The following is a 15,060-nucleotide window of genomic DNA, read 5'->3' on the forward strand; positions in this document are numbered from 1 at the left end:
TCAAGAATCAACCGAAGCAACCGTCAAGCATCAGCCGGAAACATGTAAAGCCTCAACCGAGGACGATGTGTCATCCATCAGCCGAGGCCATACATTCTTCTCGTAGGGCGGGCGGGACTCGAACCCGCGACCCAGGGATTATGAGTCCCCTGCTCTAACCAGCTGAGCTACCGCCCCGTGCTCGGCAGATGGTATCTGGTGGGTGTGGGGGAGTGGGGAAACCAGGGGTGCGTCAGGGGTTTGACTGAGGGGTGGGTGGGGCGGACCAGGCATGATGGAGGCAGGTCCGACGAAGGGAACACCGATGGGCTGGTTCATTTTCCTCGTGCTCGTAGTGGGCGCGATCGCGGCGTACAAGTATCGGGTACCGCTGCTGGCCAAGTTGACCGGTCAGCCGCAGGACCGGATTCAGCGCGCCATCGACCGCAAGAAGGGCAAATAACGCTGACTCCTGAGGTGTAGATCCCGCCGGTCCTGCCGCGGCTGAGGTTGCGGCAGGAGTGGTGGCATGCGTACGGCGTGCCGCCGGGCGGGTGCTCGGAGTGCCCGGACCTGACAGCGAGAGACCCGACAGCGGGAACCTGACAGCGGACACGGGGAACCTGGCAGCGGACATGAAAGAAGCCGGCTCCTGGAGGAGACCGGCTGTCGTGTTGCTCCCGCGACTGGACTCGAACCAGTAACCTGCCGGTTAACAGCCGGCTGCTCTGCCAATTGAGCTACGCGGGATCGGGATGGAACCTGTCCCCGAACCCCGAGGACCTGAGTAGGTTAGCAGGACGCGGCCGAACTACAAAAACGGGATTCGGCCTGCCCGGGCTTGCCTTCTGGGTCAGATTCCGAACTCCTCCCGGACCGACTTGAGAGCCGCTTCGGCCGCGTCCATGACGCCGGGCTGGTCCGGCTCCAAACCCTTGTCCAGAACGAAGTTCCACGCGACCGGGGCGTCGGTGGTCGCCGGGTTGCGGCGGCCGATGATGCGTACGCCGCGCTTGCCGACGAGGGGGACGTGGCGCTGGATCACGATGCTCGCGTCGACCCGTTCGCGGAGCAGTTGCCCGAAGCGGCCTGGGTCGTCGACCGGGAGGTCCGTGGCGCGTAGCGGCGTACCGAAGGCGGTGGTCTCGTAGACATGCAGGACCGAGCCGTCGGAGTCCCAGCCGGCGCGCTCGATCTTCTCCCAGCCGACACGACGGACGGACTCCGGCGAGTCGGTCGGCAAGTAGACGGCCGCGCGGGTGCCGGCGACCCATGTGCCGTTGGTCAGGCGGACGGCGGCCAGGATGTCTTCCTTGCCGCCGGGTGAGTGCCGGGACGCGATGGTCACCGCCTCGGTCAGCTCACGGGGCCAGGAACTACGCCTGAGTCTCACCTGCTCATCATCCCAGCCGCCACCAATCCGGCCCGCACCGCCCACGTCTACACAGGCGTTCAGGCTGCGTAGTCGCGGAGATGGTGATGGGCTCGGCGGCGCAGTTGGCGGAGGGCTTCTCGTTCGAGGGTGCGGATCTGGTCCGGAGGGAGGCTGAGTTGGGTGGCGGTTTCCTCGATGGTGCTCGGAGTGTGGCCCTGAAGGCCGTAGCGGTGGTGGAGGACGGTTTGGTGCAGATCGTCAAGGAACTCCAGGTGGTAGGCGATATCGCGGCGAAGGCCGGCGTGCAGTACGACGGACTCGTCGTCGATCACGGGTTCGGAGTCGTCCAGATCGAGGGTCTCCGGATGGATCCGCCACGCCTGGGCGCGTTCCACCCGAGCCACCGACAGGCCGGTCTCCGCCGCGAGCTCCCGGGTGGTGGGATCGCGGCCGAGCGTCTGCGTGAGCTCGTGCCGGATCGATGCCAGCCGACCGGAGTCGGTATACGCCTGGGCAGGCATCCGCACCAGCCGTGAGCGGTCGGAGATCGCCCGGCCGATCGCCTGGCGGATCCACCAGATCGCGTACGTCGAGAACCGGTGGCCGAGGCGGTGGTCGAACCGCTCGACCGCCCGCATCAGCCCGATGTTCCCTTCCTGGATCAGGTCGAGCAGCGAGATGCCTCTCCCGGTGTACCGCCGGGCCAGGGACACGACCAGCCGCAGGTTGCACTCGATCATCCGCCGCCACGACTGCTTGCCGAGCGCGACCACCTGCTGCAGGTCGGCCGGATCGTGCCGGCTGTTGTCGCCGGCCAGCCGCTCCGCCGCGAGCAGCCCGGCCTCGATCCAGTACGAGAGCTCGTTCACCTCCTCCAGGGTCAGTAGTTCGTGGTTCCCGATGTCGCGCAGGTAGGCGACCAGTGCGGTCCGGTCGGCCGGCTCGCAGTCCAGTTCAGCCATCCGTTCCCCTCTCTCCTGCCCAAGAGAGTGCCGCGATTTCGCCGCCCTGAACGGACTGACTTTCCGTCGGTGGATAACTACCGGGCGTCACATCCCTCGCCTGTGGATGACGGCGGCCTCCACCTGAGCAAGCGCCGTATGATGCCCGCCAAAAGCGTTCAGGACCAGGCCGGGTACGACGCCGCTACCTCGGCGTACCGGTCGGACCAGTTGGGCAACTCGGCCCCGGCCAGATGCGCGTCGAGCCGATCGAAAAAGGCGTGCGTCCCAGGCATGAAGCCGCGCGCGTTGGTGACGGACAGCCCGGTGTGGGTGAAGGTCAGCAGGGTGCCGTCGCCGTCGACGGACAGTTCGTACCGCACGACACTGTCCTCGACGATGCGCTGATGCCACTCGTGTTCGAACACATGTGGCGGATCCCAGACGAGGATGCGCCCGGTGAGGCGCTTGGCGTCGGGCGCGGCTGGGGGCTCGTCGGGCACCATCTCGATGGTGCCGCCGGTGCGCCCGTCGATCACGGTCTCGCCGAACCATGCCTTGCGCTCGAGCGGGTCGGTGAGCGCGGCCCACACAGCGTCGATCGGATGTGGCAGGTGGCGCCGGAACGTCATCGTGGCGCGGTCGCCGTCGATGATCAGGTCGCCGTAGCGGTCTTGCGTGGTCATTCGGTGGGCTCCTTCTGGTTTCGGGCCAAGTGGTTCTCGAGGGCGTCGAGGTGCCGCGGCCAGTACCTGCGGTAGCGGCTGATCCAGTTCTCGATCTCGATCAGGCGGTCGGCGCGCAGCGCGTAGATCCGGCGCTGGCCGTCCGGCCGGACCTCGACGAGACCGACCTCGCGGAGGATCCGCAGATGCCTGGAGACCGCGGGCTGGGTGAGCTTGTGCAGGTGCGCGACCAACTCACCGGCCGGCCGCTCGCGTTCGGACAGCAGGTCCAGCAGTTCTCGCCGGCTCGGCTCGGCGATCGCCTCGAAGACGTCCATGGCCAGAAGTATTACAGAAGGCGTATATACACTTCAAGTGATATGTTTCCGATCGCGCAACTAACGGGCTGAAATGGTCCGTCCTGGGGTCTACCGTTGGCCGGGTGCGAGTGGCTACCTGGAACGTGAACTCGGTCAAGCAGCGGTTGCCCCGATTGCTGGGGTGGCTGGACGAACGGCAACCGGATGTGGTGTGCCTGCAGGAGACGAAGCTGGCGAACGACGCCTTCACCACGTTGCTCGGTGACGAGTTGGCCGGGCGCGGCTACGAGACGGCGCTGTACGGCGAAGTGCAGTGGAACGGCGTAGCCCTGCTCTCCAGGGTCGGCCTGGAGGATGTGGTGACCGGCGTCGCCGGTGCGCCAGGCTTCCCCGATCCCGAGGCCCGCGCGGTCGCGGCGACCTGCGGTGGCATCCGGATCCACTCGCTCTACGTGCCGAACGGGCGTACTCCGGACTCCGATCACTACCACTACAAGCTCGCCTGGCTCGCCGCTCTACGCGACGTGATCGCCGCCGGGCCCGCCGACCAGATCGTCTGTGGTGACATGAACATCGCCCCGACCGACGCCGACGTGTTCGACCCGGCGGCGTACGTCGGGCAGACCCACGTGACCGCACCGGAGCGCCAGGCGCTGGCGGACCTGATGAGCGCCAAAGATCTCCACGATGTCGTCCGCGATCGCTGGCCGGACAACCGTGTCTTCAGCTATTGGGACTACCGCGCCGGCATGTTCCACCAGGACCTCGGCATGCGGATCGACCTGATGCTCGCGACCGATCCGGTGGCCGACCGGGTGAAGGCGGCGTGGATCGATCGCAAGGCGCGCAAGGGCACCGGTCCGAGCGACCACGCGCCGGTGATCATCGACCTGGACGTCGCGCCCGACGGCGATATCGGCCCGGTCGTGCCACCGCCGTCCGCACCGCGTTCCGGCCGCAAGTCCACCACCAAGCTTCCCCAGAACCGCTGATGCGTCGCCTGGTCGCGGCCATCGCGCTGATGGCAGTCCTCGCCGCGTGCAGCGGGGAGAAGAAGCAACCACCGGCACCGCCCGCGGTGGCCTGGTCGAAGGTCGACGTCGGCGCGGAGCCCGTCGCGCTCCGGGCGTACGGCGACCAGCTGCTGATCGGCCTGCGGAATCGCGGCGCCAAGGTCGTCCCGGGTCTCGTCCTCCTCGACCAGGGAAAACAGACCCCGATCGCGATCAAGCCGAACCCGGCGAGCCCGTACGCCTACGAAGCGGTCTGGTACTCGATCGCCTACGACGGGAAGCAACTCCTCGCGCTGGGCGGCGCATCGGGCGGTGCGCACTCGAACACCCGCTGGACCGTGTGGACAGGATCGGTCGCGGGCGGCCTGATCGAGCGCCCGCAGGTGTTCTGGACCTTCGGCGGACAGGACGCGGGCGATCTGTTCTCTGCCGTCATCACCTCCTCCGGCGGCCGGGCCCTGCTCGGATCCTGGGGCGGGGTCGAGACCGGCAACGACGCGACCGTCTGGCTGCCGCAGGGCGACGCCAAGTGGAACCGGCTGAGCTCGGCGAAGACCGCCCTGCAGAGTACGCCATCCCTCCTCGTCGGGCCGGGCTTCGGGACGACGCTCGGCAAGAGCGTCGTGTTCGTCGGCTCCCAGGTGCGGCTCGCGCCGAACGTGGTCGCGCAGGAGGCCGCGGTCTGGCGATCGGCCGACCTCAACCAGGGCTGGACCCGGATCGTGCTGCCGGATCCCGGCAACCGCAGCCAGGCCAACACCGCGACCTGCAGCAAGGACTGCGTGATCTCCGGCTACGTGGACGGGAAGCTGGCGATCTGGCGGCTCGGCGCCGACGGCACGGCGCAACGGCTTCAGGGTGTGCCGTCGATCCCGGTCGGCGACAAGGACAAGCTGCCGCCGCCGATCGTCGACGGTGACAAGATCGTCCAGATCGTTGCTCAGGACAACAAGGTGAAGGTTGTCACCGGGAGCGGCGGCAGCTGGACGGTCCAGGAGTCGAGTGGTCCGCAGGGCCTGGTGACCGACGCGGCGGTCACGCAGGACCACAAGGTCTATCTCATCGCCGGTACGACGTTGTGGGAGACCACGCTCAGCTGAGCAGCCCCCGGACGTACGCCGCCTGGCCGATGTGCTCGAGGTCGTCGCCGATCACGCTCACCAGCCGCACGCCCATCGTCACCGGCGGCGTCCAGTTCCGGTCGACGATCTTGTCGAGATCGGCGTCGGTGACGAGCCGCAGGAACTCCAGCGTCCGCGCGTGCACGGCGTCGTAGTACCCGGCCAGCAGCTCGGCCGACAGTTGCACCTGGCCGACCTGCTCGGAGGTGTGCCCGTAGCTGGTGTCGGCGGGATCGAACGGCAGCCCGAGGCGCTCGTGCCACCCGTCCGCGGTCAGGACCTGCTCGTATCCACCGACGCCGGCGAGGTGGTCGTCCTGGATCCGGGTCAGGTGCCAGACCAGCCAGGCGATCGAGTTCGCTGTGTCGCCCGGACGGGTCGCGAGAGTCTTCTCGTCCAGCCCGTCGACCACCGCGTGCACTTCCTCCTGGATCCGGCTGTATGCGTCGATCAGCAGTTCACTTGTGTTCATGGACAGCCACCGTAGTCCCCACTCCCGACAGTTCTAAGGTGGTCGCAGCAACGGCACGTCCGGACAAATGAGGAGCAACTGTGGAATACCGCACTCTGGGCGCCAGCGGAGCGATCGTCTCGACCTACGCGCTCGGCACCATGACGTTCGGCAACGAGACCGACGAGGCCGGCGCGCACGCGCAGCTGGACCGGTACGTCGCCGCCGGCGGCAACTTCATCGACACCGCGGACGTCTACACCGCCGGCGTCTCGGAGGAGATCGTCGGCAGCTGGCTGGCGAAGAGCAGCGCCCGGGACGACGTGGTGGTCGCCACCAAGGGCCGGTTCCCGACCGGCGACACCCCGAACGACGTCGGCACGTCCCGCCGGCACCTGCGCCGCGCGCTCGACGCCTCCCTGAACCGGCTCGGCGTCGACCACATCGACCTGTACCAGTTGCACGCCTGGGACCCGGTCACCCCGCTCGACGAGACCCTCGGCTTCCTCGAGGACGCCGTCCGCGCGGGCAAGATCGGGTACGGCGGTCTGTCCAACTTCACCGGGTGGCAGTTGCAGAAGGCGTGCGACCTGATCGACCGCCGGGGCTGGTCGCGACTCGTCACGCTGCAGCCGCAGTACAACCTGCTGGTGCGGGAGATCGAGTGGGAGATCGTCCCGGCCGCGCAGGAGAACGGGCTCGGCCTGCTGCCGTGGTCGCCGCTCGGCGGTGGCTGGCTGACGGGGAAGTACTCGTTCGACGAGGAGCCCACCGGCGCGACCCGCCTCGGCGAGAACCCGGACCGCGGTGTCGAGTCGTGGCGCCGGCGCAGTACCAACCAGCGCGTCCGCGACGTGGTCGACGCGGTCCGCGAGATCGCGACCGCCCGTGGCAACTCGATGGCGCAGGTCGCCCTCGCCTGGCTGGTCGACCGGCCCGCCGTCACCTCGGTGATCCTCGGTGCCCGGACGATCGAGCAGCTCGACGACAACCTGGCCGCGGCCGACCTGCACCTGACCGCGGAGGAGACCGAGACGCTCAACCAAGCCAGCGATCCGGGCGCGGCGGACTACCCGTACGGCGGTCCGGGCGTCGCGCAGCGGGGTCGTCCGATCACGGGTGGGCGCGCCTGAACGGCGATCGCTCCACAGCCTTGCGGAGAGCGGCGTACGACGCGACCAGCGCGCGCCGCTCTGCCGCGAGGAGCGGGTCGTCGCGGTCGCATCCCGCCCGGACCCACCGATCGGACAGATCCATTGCGTCGACACGGTGCACAGCTGCGGCCCGGACCGCCTCCGGATCGGCGTCGTACGCGTAGGAATAGAGGTCGACCAGCGCGTCCTCCAGTTGGTCGGCGGTGACCGATTCGTCGTGCTGCTGCTCGCGATGGATGCGCCACCACTCGACCTCCAGCCGGGCCGCCCGGGACGGATCGAGCGGCAACTCGCCGTCCCGGGCGACGAGTTCGTAGAAGCGGCGCATGTACGCGCGGGCGGCGTCCGGCTGGTTGTCGGGGTACGGTGCCCATAACTGGTTGGCGCGCAGCACGTACCACGCTCCGGCCAAGGTCCGGCGGGGTGACATACCGAACGCGGCGGAGACCATCCCGACGGAGGCGCTGAGGAAACTCCGCCACTCGTGGCGGTAGTACGCGGCCCAGGCGTCGGTCTCGCGATTGCCGACAACAACTGGGTCGAAGGACCGTGGACCTGTCGCAGGCATGACCCCCTCCTCCACCGGAGACCCCGATGAACGATGGTAGTCCCGTGGCCGACGTCATCGCCCGGATGCAGCAGCGGCTGGACGAGCTGCCGGACGACCTGGCCCATCGCCGGATCTTTCTCAGCACCTACCTCCGCACCACCCGAGCCGTTGGTGACGCCATCGATCTGGCGCGCTTCGAGGACCCGGCCTGGGTCGGGGACTGGGACGTGAAGTTCGCCGAGCTCTACCTGGATGCGCACGATGCCGCCTTGACGCCAGGTGCTCGAGTGTCACGGCCGTGGCGGCTGGCCTTCGACGCGCCGGCCGACATCCCGGCGCTGCGTCACGTCCTGCTCGGCATCAACGCGCACGTCAACTACGACCTCCCGCAGGCACTCCTCGCGGTGATCAGCGACGCCGACTTCACCGACCAATACCTGATGGAGCGACGGCGCCGCGACCATGAGCGGATCGACGGTGTGCTGGCCGAACGCGTCAGCGCGGAGGACGACGAGCTCGGTGGTACGAGGAGTCTGCTCGACCAGGTGCTGACACCGCTCAACCGGCTGTCCTCGCGGCGCTTCCTGCGTGAGTCCCGTCAGAAGGTCTGGCACAACACCGTCGAACTGCAGCATGCACGCAAACAAGGACCTGACGCGTACGCGACCCGTCTGGCGGAGCTGGAGCTGCTCAGCGCCGCCAAGATCGCCGACCTGCTACGTCCCGGACAAGTGCTGCTGCGTCTGGCCGTCACAGGCTTCGGTGTGACGCTTCCACCACCGGTCTAGCCCGGCAGTACTCCGGACCACACCACTCCGAGCGCCAGACATCCCAACGTCACCAGACCGAACACGCCGACCCACATCAGCGCCGGTACGCCGGTCAGCCGCCGCAGCTGATCTGCATCGGAGCTACGGCCTTGCCCATAGCGGCGGGAGTGCTGCAACTCCAGTACGGCGCGAGGTGCGGCCAGCAGCAGGAACCAGGTCAGCAGATAGGCGAATGCGGACTGGACCGACGGTGAGCCCCACCATGAGATGCCGAAGACAAGGGCGCCGAAGACAACGACCGACCAGAGGCCGTAGAGGTTGCGGATCTGCAGCAGCAGGATCAGCAACGCGACCAGCAGACCCCAGAGCATCGCAACGGCGTACCCGCGGCTCAGGACGAAGGCAGCGGCGAGGCCGAAGAGGGCCGGTCCGGGGTAGCCGGCCAGCAGTACGGCGATCATGCCCGGACCGGTCGGGTGGCCGCGTGACACGGTGACTCCGGAGGTGTCGGAGTGCAGTCTGATCCCAGCCAGCTTCCGTCCGACCAGGGCGGCGATCAGTCCGTGCGCACCTTCGTGCGCGATCGTCACGACCTGGCGCGTCAACCGCCACAACGGCCGGAAGCCGATCAGCACCAGTGCGACGACACCGGTCCCGATCACCAGTCGCAGCGACGGATCCGGCTGCGCCGACGTGATGCTGTCCCAGAAATCAGTCACCCGCCCATCCTTGCAGCACAGTGGTCAACTCCCGGCAGAGCGGGACGTTGACATCGCCAGATGAGCGGACGACGGTTGAGGGATCGCGGCCCGGGGAGGGGCCACCGCATTGGGGGCGACATGTCACAGCCACGCAGCATGAAAGCCACGGGGAAGAAGGCGGCGGCGAAGAAGACCGCCGCACGCAAGAGCAGCGCCCGGCAGGAGCCGGCGAAGACTGCGACGGGAACGAAGCGCGCCGCCCGAACCTCCGTCGCGAAGAGGACCCGGGCAGCCGCGAGTTCCAGCAGGACAGAACGCACCGCGACCACAGTCGCCGCGCAGGCGGCCGCCGTACCGCTGCCGGACTTCCTGGGATCGGCCGGCACGTTGACCCTCGCGCAGCGCACACAGTTGGTCGAGCAGGCATTGCTGCTGCTGGAGCAGAACTACGTGCACCTGCCGCTCAAGGTCGCGATGCACGCCGTGAATCCGTTGCAGCGGTTGCGAGTGATGCGTGCGCGGATGGAACGCCAGACCGCCGCCACGATGGGACCGGAGTGGATCTTCCACCGGGAGATGTCGAGCATCTTCCACTCGGTCCGCGACCTGCACACCAACTACCTGCTGCCGGTCCCGTTCGCCGGCAAGATCGCGTTTCTGCCGTTCATGATCGAGAAGTGCTATGACTCGGCGGACGTCGAGCACTACCTGATCACCCGGACGGTGACCGGCTTCGCCGCTCCGCAGTTCGGGCCGGGCGCCGAGGTGACGCACTGGAACGGTACGCCGATCGCCCGCGCGGTCGCGTTGAACGGCGCCCAGTTCGCCGGCAGCAACGAGGCGGCGAACCTCGCGCGCGGTCTGGAGTCGCTCACCCTGCGGCCGCTGGTGATCCAGTCGCCGCCGGACGAGGCCTGGGTGACACTGTCGTACGTCGGTCTGGACGGCTCGGCGCAGGAGTTGCGCGAGCAGTGGAAGGTCACCACCAACCTGCCGCCGATGACGGACCTGGACGCGATCAGCCAGACGTCGGCCTCGATGGGTCTGGACCTGGATTCCGACGAGAAGGCCCGGGCGAAGAAGGCGCTCTACGTCCGCGATGTGGTCGAGCTGGAAGGCGGTCAAAGTTCGGCCGAACTGCGGACACCGGCGGCCGTCACCGGCGCCGATCTGCCGACCACCATGCCGGGCGTTTTCCGCGCCCGCGAGGTGGTCACGTCGTCCGGAACGTTCGGGCACGTGCGGATCTTCACCTTCAGCGTGCAGGACCCGGTCGCGTTCCGGGACGAGTTCGTCCGGCTCGCCGCCGCGCTGCCGCAGAACGGCCTGATCGTGGACGTCCGCGACAACGGCGGCGGGCACATCTTCGCCAGCGAGTTCACCCTGCAGACGATGACGCCGCGGCGGATCGCGCCGGAGCCGGTGCAGTTCATCAGTACGCCGGTCAACCTCAGGATCTGCCGCCGGCACAAGGACAACCCGCTCGGCATCGATCTCGGTCCGTGGTTCGACTCGCTCGACCTCGCCACCGAGACGGGTGCCGCGTACTCGGCCGCGAAGCCGATCACGCCCGAGGACGGCGCCAACGACATCGGCCAGACGTACCACGGTCCGGTGGTACTGATCACCGACGCCCGGGTGTACTCGGCGACCGACATCTTCGCCGCCGGGTTCGCCGACCACGGGATCGGCCCGATCCTCGGCGTCGACGACAACACCGGTGCGGGTGGCGCGAACGTGTGGACCCACGGCCTGCTTGCCGCGTTACTCAACGAACCGCCCCCACCGGACGAGACCTCGCCGTACGTCGCCCTGCCCAACGGTGCGAACCTGCGGGTCGCGATCCGCCGGACGTTGCGGGTGGGTGCGCTGTCCGGCACGCCGGTCGAGGACCTTGGGGTCAAACCGACGGTGATGCACAAGATGACCGAGGCGGATCTGCTCGAGGGCAACGTCGACCTGCTGAACAAGGCCGGTTCGTTGCTCGCGGCGCTGCCGCACCGGCGCCTCGACGTGAAGACGACCTTCAGCGGCACGACGCTCACGGTCGCCCTGGAGGTGGCCGAGCTGGACCGCGTCGACCTGTACCTCGACGATCGCCCGATCAGCTCCGAGGATCTGACCGGCCCGGAGCTCAGCATCGACATCCTGGAGGTCACCCACGGCCAGCTCCTGCGGGCCGACGGATATCAAGCCGGTGCCCTGGTCGCCTCCCGCCGGACGAAGGTCTGAACGCTGTAGTTTCAAGGCATGCAGACGCTGCGCCTGACCGCCGAGGAAGAAGGAATGCTCGGCGGTCAGGACGGTGACGGCGTCGCGCTCGCGATGCGCGTGATCGTCAGCCTGGCCCGGATCGCGGACGCGCCGCGGCTGGTCGAGATCACCTCCGCACATGTCGACTCGTGCCTGTACCACGGCCAGGTCAGCCTGGACTTCGCCCATCGCCTGGTCGACCTCGGCGCGAAGGTCCGCGTCCCGACCACACTGAATGTCGGCTCGATGGACCTCATCCATCCGGAACTGGTCCGTGACCGCGACCTCGCGGCGTCCGGTCGCGAGCTCATGTCGGCGTACGTCGCCCTCGGGTGCACACCGACGTTCACCTGTGCGCCGTACCAGCTGCCGAACCGGCCCGGCCTCGGCGAGCACGTCGCATGGGCGGAGTCGAACGCGATCGTGTTCGCCAACTCCGTTCTCGGTGCCCGGACCGATCGGTACGGCGACTTCCTCGACATCTGCGCTGCGATCACCGGACGGGCGCCGTACTCCGGGCTGCAGACGACCGAGGCGCGGCGGGGGACCGTGACGTTCGACTGCCGTCCGTTGGGTGATCGGTTCTTGCGGTCGGAGCTGGCGTATCCGTTGCTCGGGCATCATGTCGGGTCGGTCGTCGGCGGCGAGATCCCTGTGCTGGTGGGGATTCCGGCGTCTGCGGGCGAGGATGAGCTGAAGGCGTTCGGTGCGGCCGCCGCGTCGGCTGGGGGAGTGGCGCTGTTCCATGCGGTCGGGGTGACGCCGGAGGCTCCGACTCTCGATGAGGCGTTGGACCTGCCGGTGCGCGAGATCGACCTCGACACGATGCGGCAGACGCGGCGAACATTGTCGACCTTCTCGTCGGGCGAACTCGATGCGGTCAGCGTCGGCACGCCCCATGCGTCGTACGCCGAGTGTGCACGGCTCGCTGAGTTGCTGACGGACGGGCCTCCGTTGAAGATCGCGTTCTATCTGTCGACCGGTCGTGCGACGCGGGCCCTGGCCGAGGAGAGCGGCGTACTGCGGACGCTCGAGGCTGCTGGAGTCACGGTGGTCGTGGACACCTGCACCTACGTGACGGCGATCCTCTCGCCGGCTTGGAAGAACGTGATGACGAACTCGGGCAAGTGGGCGCACTACGCGCCGGGCAACATCAACGTGTCCGCCGTCCTCGGTTCGCTGGAGGAATGCGTGGCGTCCGCCCGCGCCGGTCGCGTGATCCTGGAGGACGCATGATCACGGCCCGCACGCTCAATCCCGGCAGCGCGACAGGAGAGGTGATCCGCCTGACAGCACCCCTGTCCTTCTGGGGCGGCACCGACGAGAACGGCCGCATCATCGACGCACACCATCCGCAGTGCGGCGTCGTACTGGCCGGCCGCGTCCTGGTGATGGAGTCGGGCCGAGGCTCGAGCTCCGCCTCCAGCGTCCTCGCCGAACAGATCCGCGCCCACACCGCACCCGCCGCCATCATCCTCGCCCGCCCCGACACCATCATCGCCCTCGGCGCCCTGATAGCCCACGAACTCTACGACCTCACCACCCCCGTCGTCGTCATCGACGGACCGCCGTACGACGCGCTCCCGACCGACGGACTGCTGCAGGTGGATGCCGGTCCGACACAGGCCCAGGTCAGTTGGTCTACAGTCACCCGGTGAACTCTCGGGGTGTGGTGGCACTGTGCGCGGCGCTCGTCGTACTCCTCGGCGGCTGTTCCAAACAGCAGACCGCCGAGTCCCAAGCCGCCGATGAGGTCGCCAAGCTCCGCTCCGGACTCCCGACCACCGTGCCGTCGACCGCGTCGACCGCGCCGATCGCCGCGCCGTCCGAGCCCGCCGCGCTGGCTTCGAACGCGATCTACCGCGTCGGCAAACTCACCTCGCCTCGGTGTGCGGAGCCCGAGGTCGCACCCACCTCTCTGACGAACGTGCGGACCTACTACACGCAGTTCGTCGACTGCCTCAATGCGGCCTGGGCGCCGGCGATCCGCAGGGCAGGCTTCACCTTCACCCCGCCGAAACTGGTCGTCGTTCTCGGCCAGTCCCCGTCGTCGCCGTGCAACTTCGCGGATGCAGAGGCCTACTACTGCGGCGGCACGATCTACATCGACGCCGAGTACGACATCGCGGCCGGAGACCGCGCCGTACGCCGGGCCTGGATGGCGTTCATGATCGCGCATCAGTACGGCCACCATGTCCAGGCGCTGGCCGGGATCCTGATCGCCCACTACCGTCACGGCCAGAAGCTCAACGGTGTCGATGTGCAGCTGCAGGAGGACCGGCGCGCCGAGCTCCAGGCGGACTGCTTCAGCGGCGCCTACCTCGGCGCCGACCGCACGACGATCCCGATCGACGACGAATGGCTCGAGGTCTGGACCGACCTCTATTCCACCCTCAGCGATCCCGCGAACGACCATGGCAACGGCGAACACCGCAGGCACTGGAGCCTCACCGGGTTCGCGGCGGCCGGCCCCGGCGCCTGCAACACCTACACGGCAGCCTCGTCCTTGCTCGGGTGATGCATGAGTACGGCGGTCGCGGTGAAGAGGAGGGCGCACGCGGTGAGGGCCAGGGGGAGGGTGCTGAGGCGGGCGATGGTGGCGATGGCCAGGCCGCAGGTGATTTCGCCGAGGTATTTGAGTTGGGCGAGGAACGAGTGGGTGGTGGCGCGGATGTCGGCGGTGGTGCGGGCGTTGACCCAGACCGTGCCGATCACCTGAGTCAGCGGTTTGACGATGCCGGAGATCAGTACGACGGCGATCGCGCCGATGACCGGATCGCGGGCAAACGCGAGCAGGAGCGTGCCGAGTACGCCGGCCGCAGCCGCGAGGGCGTAGTCGTTGCGGGCGTGGGCGCCGTCGATGCGATGGCCGGCCAGGTGCAGGGTGAGCGCGCCGACGAGCAGCCCGGCAACGCCGAGGCCGGTGAACCAGATGGTCGGGTCCGGGTCGGTGGGTAGGCCGAGATCGATCAGCTGGATCTGGAACAGCCGTCCGACCGACCACGCGCCGTTCACGAGGAAGGTCGCCGCGAAGATCAGGCGGATCGCGCGACTGCGCCGTACGAGAGTGACTCCGCGCCGGAAGATGGTCCAGGACGCCGACCAGCGGGCGGTCCGCACCGGGACGAAGTGGTGCTCGGTGAACCTCACCGCGACGTAGAGCGCCAGCGAGAGCATCGCAGCGCCGGCGATGACGATGGTCAGATCGCGGCTGGTCGCCCAGGCGAGCAAACCGAGCAGGATCAGACCGGTTGCGGCCCCGGTCAGCTGTGCCCGGGCCGCGTGGGCGAGTACGGCGGTGATCCGGTCCGGCTGGTCGAGCTCGTCGGTGATCCAGGCAACGTCGGATCCACTCGCGAACGTCCACGAGATGCCCCAGAGCACCTGCGTCGCGAGGAGCGCGGGGAACGAGTCGACGAGCCCGGTGGTGAGCATCGCCGTACCCATCAGGACCTGCGAGATCACCAGCGACCACTTGCGGCTGATGGTGTCGGCGACCACACCGGCCGGCACCTCGCAGACCAGCGCGAATCCACTCTGCGCCGCACCGATCAGCACGAGCTGGGCCGGGGAGAGGCCGGCGTCCACGACCAGGTAGACGCTCGTGACCAGCCACCACCCGTTGTGCAGCACGGCCCGCAGCCAGGTCCAGCGGATGAAGACCGTCACCATGCCCGCAGCGTCTCCCGCCCGATCGCACGGGTCTAACGGATTTCTCACACGAATGTGAGCTTGTTCATATCCTTCGTAACTATAAGCAAGTTGCG

Annotated in this window: 17 protein-coding genes and 2 tRNA genes; 9 read left to right on the top strand and 10 right to left on the bottom strand. The window is 68.2% G+C overall.

Translation table 11 applies throughout. The annotated features are described in order from the left end of the window. Nucleotides 1–103 precede the first annotated feature (103 nt). Nucleotides 104–177, bottom strand: a tRNA-Ile gene (locus ACGFH6_RS12440). A gap of 127 nt (nucleotides 178–304) precedes the next feature. Here ACGFH6_RS12440 and ACGFH6_RS12445 point away from each other — a divergent pair. After that, nucleotides 305–442: a hypothetical protein gene (locus ACGFH6_RS12445; RefSeq protein ID WP_165553701.1), complete on the top strand. Its 138-nt coding sequence runs from the start codon at nucleotides 305–307 to the stop codon at nucleotides 440–442. 214 nt (nucleotides 443–656) lie between these two features. Here the strand turns inward: ACGFH6_RS12445 and ACGFH6_RS12450 are convergent. From ACGFH6_RS12450 to ACGFH6_RS12470, 5 genes are all read right to left on the bottom strand, one after another. After that, nucleotides 657–729: transfer RNA gene (locus tag ACGFH6_RS12450), tRNA-Asn, on the bottom strand. 103 nt (nucleotides 730–832) lie between these two features. Then, complete coding sequence (locus tag ACGFH6_RS12455) at nucleotides 833–1,372, bottom strand: hypothetical protein (RefSeq protein WP_393383037.1); 540 nt, start codon at nucleotides 1,370–1,372, stop codon at nucleotides 833–835. A gap of 59 nt (nucleotides 1,373–1,431) precedes the next feature. Then, a complete protein-coding gene (locus ACGFH6_RS12460; protein ID WP_393383039.1) occupies nucleotides 1,432–2,316 on the bottom strand; it encodes an RNA polymerase sigma factor RpoD/SigA in 885 nt (294 codons plus the stop codon). Between the two features lie 158 nt (nucleotides 2,317–2,474). Beyond that, nucleotides 2,475–2,981 carry an SRPBCC family protein gene (locus ACGFH6_RS12465; RefSeq protein ID WP_393383041.1) on the bottom strand — a complete coding sequence of 169 codons (507 nt, stop codon included), beginning with the start codon at nucleotides 2,979–2,981 and terminating at the stop codon, nucleotides 2,475–2,477. Beyond that, entirely contained in the window at nucleotides 2,978–3,298 is a 321-nt protein-coding gene (locus ACGFH6_RS12470) for an ArsR/SmtB family transcription factor (protein WP_393383043.1), read from the bottom strand. The genes ACGFH6_RS12465 and ACGFH6_RS12470 overlap by 4 nt, the downstream gene beginning before the upstream one ends. 110 nt (nucleotides 3,299–3,408) lie before the next feature. On the opposite strand from ACGFH6_RS12470, the gene ACGFH6_RS12475 reads away from it, so the two are divergent. Beyond that, nucleotides 3,409–4,272: an exodeoxyribonuclease III gene (locus ACGFH6_RS12475; protein WP_393384812.1), complete on the top strand. Its 864-nt coding sequence runs from the start codon at nucleotides 3,409–3,411 to the stop codon at nucleotides 4,270–4,272. Further along, nucleotides 4,272–5,393 (top strand): hypothetical protein, encoded by a 1,122-nt coding sequence (locus tag ACGFH6_RS12480; protein WP_393383044.1) that lies wholly within the window; start codon nucleotides 4,272–4,274, stop codon nucleotides 5,391–5,393. The genes ACGFH6_RS12475 and ACGFH6_RS12480 overlap by 1 nt, the downstream gene beginning before the upstream one ends. On the opposite strand, the gene ACGFH6_RS12485 is transcribed toward ACGFH6_RS12480, so the two are convergent. Continuing rightward, nucleotides 5,386–5,886: a DinB family protein gene (locus tag ACGFH6_RS12485; RefSeq protein ID WP_393383046.1), complete on the bottom strand. Its 501-nt coding sequence runs from the start codon at nucleotides 5,884–5,886 to the stop codon at nucleotides 5,386–5,388. The two genes, ACGFH6_RS12480 and ACGFH6_RS12485, sit on opposite strands and share 8 nt — an antisense overlap. Before the next feature lie 80 nt (nucleotides 5,887–5,966). Between ACGFH6_RS12485 and ACGFH6_RS12490 the strand changes: the two genes are divergently transcribed. Continuing rightward, nucleotides 5,967–6,998 carry an aldo/keto reductase gene (locus ACGFH6_RS12490; protein WP_393383048.1) on the top strand — a complete coding sequence of 344 codons (1,032 nt, stop codon included), beginning with the start codon at nucleotides 5,967–5,969 and terminating at the stop codon, nucleotides 6,996–6,998. Here ACGFH6_RS12490 and ACGFH6_RS12495 read toward each other — a convergent pair. Continuing rightward, nucleotides 6,979–7,587, bottom strand: coding sequence for a hypothetical protein (locus ACGFH6_RS12495; protein WP_393383050.1), 609 nt, complete (start codon nucleotides 7,585–7,587; stop codon nucleotides 6,979–6,981). The genes ACGFH6_RS12490 and ACGFH6_RS12495 overlap by 20 nt on opposite strands. Nucleotides 7,588–7,613: 26 nt before the next feature. Between ACGFH6_RS12495 and ACGFH6_RS12500 the strand changes: the two genes are divergently transcribed. Then, nucleotides 7,614–8,357 (top strand): DUF5995 family protein, encoded by a 744-nt coding sequence (locus tag ACGFH6_RS12500; RefSeq protein ID WP_393383052.1) that lies wholly within the window; start codon nucleotides 7,614–7,616, stop codon nucleotides 8,355–8,357. Here ACGFH6_RS12500 and ACGFH6_RS12505 read toward each other — a convergent pair. Next, the gene (locus tag ACGFH6_RS12505; RefSeq protein ID WP_393383054.1) at nucleotides 8,354–9,058 is read right to left on the bottom strand and encodes a M50 family metallopeptidase; all 705 of its coding nucleotides are present in this window, start codon (nucleotides 9,056–9,058) and stop codon (nucleotides 8,354–8,356) included. The genes ACGFH6_RS12500 and ACGFH6_RS12505 overlap by 4 nt on opposite strands. A gap of 138 nt (nucleotides 9,059–9,196) precedes the next feature. Between ACGFH6_RS12505 and ACGFH6_RS12510 the strand changes: the two genes are divergently transcribed. Genes ACGFH6_RS12510 through ACGFH6_RS12525 form a run of 4 tightly spaced genes read left to right on the top strand, consistent with a single transcriptional unit; the run spans nucleotide 9,197 to nucleotide 13,811 of the window. Beyond that, nucleotides 9,197–11,272, top strand: coding sequence for a S41 family peptidase (locus ACGFH6_RS12510; RefSeq protein ID WP_393383056.1), 2,076 nt, complete (start codon nucleotides 9,197–9,199; stop codon nucleotides 11,270–11,272). An 18-nt stretch (nucleotides 11,273–11,290) separates the two neighbouring features. Further along, nucleotides 11,291–12,529, top strand: a complete 1,239-nt coding sequence (locus tag ACGFH6_RS12515) for an aconitase X (protein WP_393383058.1) — start codon at nucleotides 11,291–11,293, stop codon at nucleotides 12,527–12,529. Further along, a complete protein-coding gene (locus ACGFH6_RS12520) occupies nucleotides 12,526–12,951 on the top strand; it encodes an aconitase X swivel domain-containing protein (RefSeq protein ID WP_393383060.1) in 426 nt (141 codons plus the stop codon). Before ACGFH6_RS12515 ends, ACGFH6_RS12520 begins: the two co-directional genes overlap by 4 nt. Further along, a complete protein-coding gene (locus tag ACGFH6_RS12525; protein ID WP_393383062.1) occupies nucleotides 12,948–13,811 on the top strand; it encodes a neutral zinc metallopeptidase in 864 nt (287 codons plus the stop codon). The genes ACGFH6_RS12520 and ACGFH6_RS12525 overlap by 4 nt, the downstream gene beginning before the upstream one ends. Here the strand turns inward: ACGFH6_RS12525 and ACGFH6_RS12530 are convergent. Further along, nucleotides 13,781–14,965 (bottom strand): MFS transporter, encoded by a 1,185-nt coding sequence (locus ACGFH6_RS12530; protein WP_393383063.1) that lies wholly within the window; start codon nucleotides 14,963–14,965, stop codon nucleotides 13,781–13,783. The genes ACGFH6_RS12525 and ACGFH6_RS12530 overlap by 31 nt on opposite strands. Nucleotides 14,966–15,060 lie beyond the last annotated feature (95 nt).

This window comes from Kribbella sp. NPDC049227 (genome assembly GCF_043197265.1).
Classification (GTDB): Bacteria; Actinomycetota; Actinomycetes; order Propionibacteriales; family Kribbellaceae; genus Kribbella.

Coding starts and splice junctions, on each gene's coding strand:
- ACGFH6_RS12495 (WP_393383050.1), bottom strand. CDS start 7,587: ATGCCTGCGACAGGTCCACGGTCCTTCGACCCAGTTGTTGTCGGCAAT.
- ACGFH6_RS12500 (WP_393383052.1), top strand. CDS start 7,614: ATGAACGATGGTAGTCCCGTGGCCGACGTCATCGCCCGGATGCAGCAG.
- ACGFH6_RS12460 (WP_393383039.1), bottom strand. CDS start 2,316: ATGGCTGAACTGGACTGCGAGCCGGCCGACCGGACCGCACTGGTCGCC.
- ACGFH6_RS12520 (WP_393383060.1), top strand. CDS start 12,526: ATGATCACGGCCCGCACGCTCAATCCCGGCAGCGCGACAGGAGAGGTG.
- ACGFH6_RS12445 (WP_165553701.1), top strand. CDS start 305: ATGGGCTGGTTCATTTTCCTCGTGCTCGTAGTGGGCGCGATCGCGGCG.
- ACGFH6_RS12510 (WP_393383056.1), top strand. CDS start 9,197: ATGAAAGCCACGGGGAAGAAGGCGGCGGCGAAGAAGACCGCCGCACGC.
- ACGFH6_RS12465 (WP_393383041.1), bottom strand. CDS start 2,981: ATGACCACGCAAGACCGCTACGGCGACCTGATCATCGACGGCGACCGC.
- ACGFH6_RS12530 (WP_393383063.1), bottom strand. CDS start 14,965: ATGGTGACGGTCTTCATCCGCTGGACCTGGCTGCGGGCCGTGCTGCAC.
- ACGFH6_RS12515 (WP_393383058.1), top strand. CDS start 11,291: ATGCAGACGCTGCGCCTGACCGCCGAGGAAGAAGGAATGCTCGGCGGT.
- ACGFH6_RS12470 (WP_393383043.1), bottom strand. CDS start 3,298: ATGGACGTCTTCGAGGCGATCGCCGAGCCGAGCCGGCGAGAACTGCTG.
- ACGFH6_RS12480 (WP_393383044.1), top strand. CDS start 4,272: ATGCGTCGCCTGGTCGCGGCCATCGCGCTGATGGCAGTCCTCGCCGCG.
- ACGFH6_RS12485 (WP_393383046.1), bottom strand. CDS start 5,886: ATGAACACAAGTGAACTGCTGATCGACGCATACAGCCGGATCCAGGAG.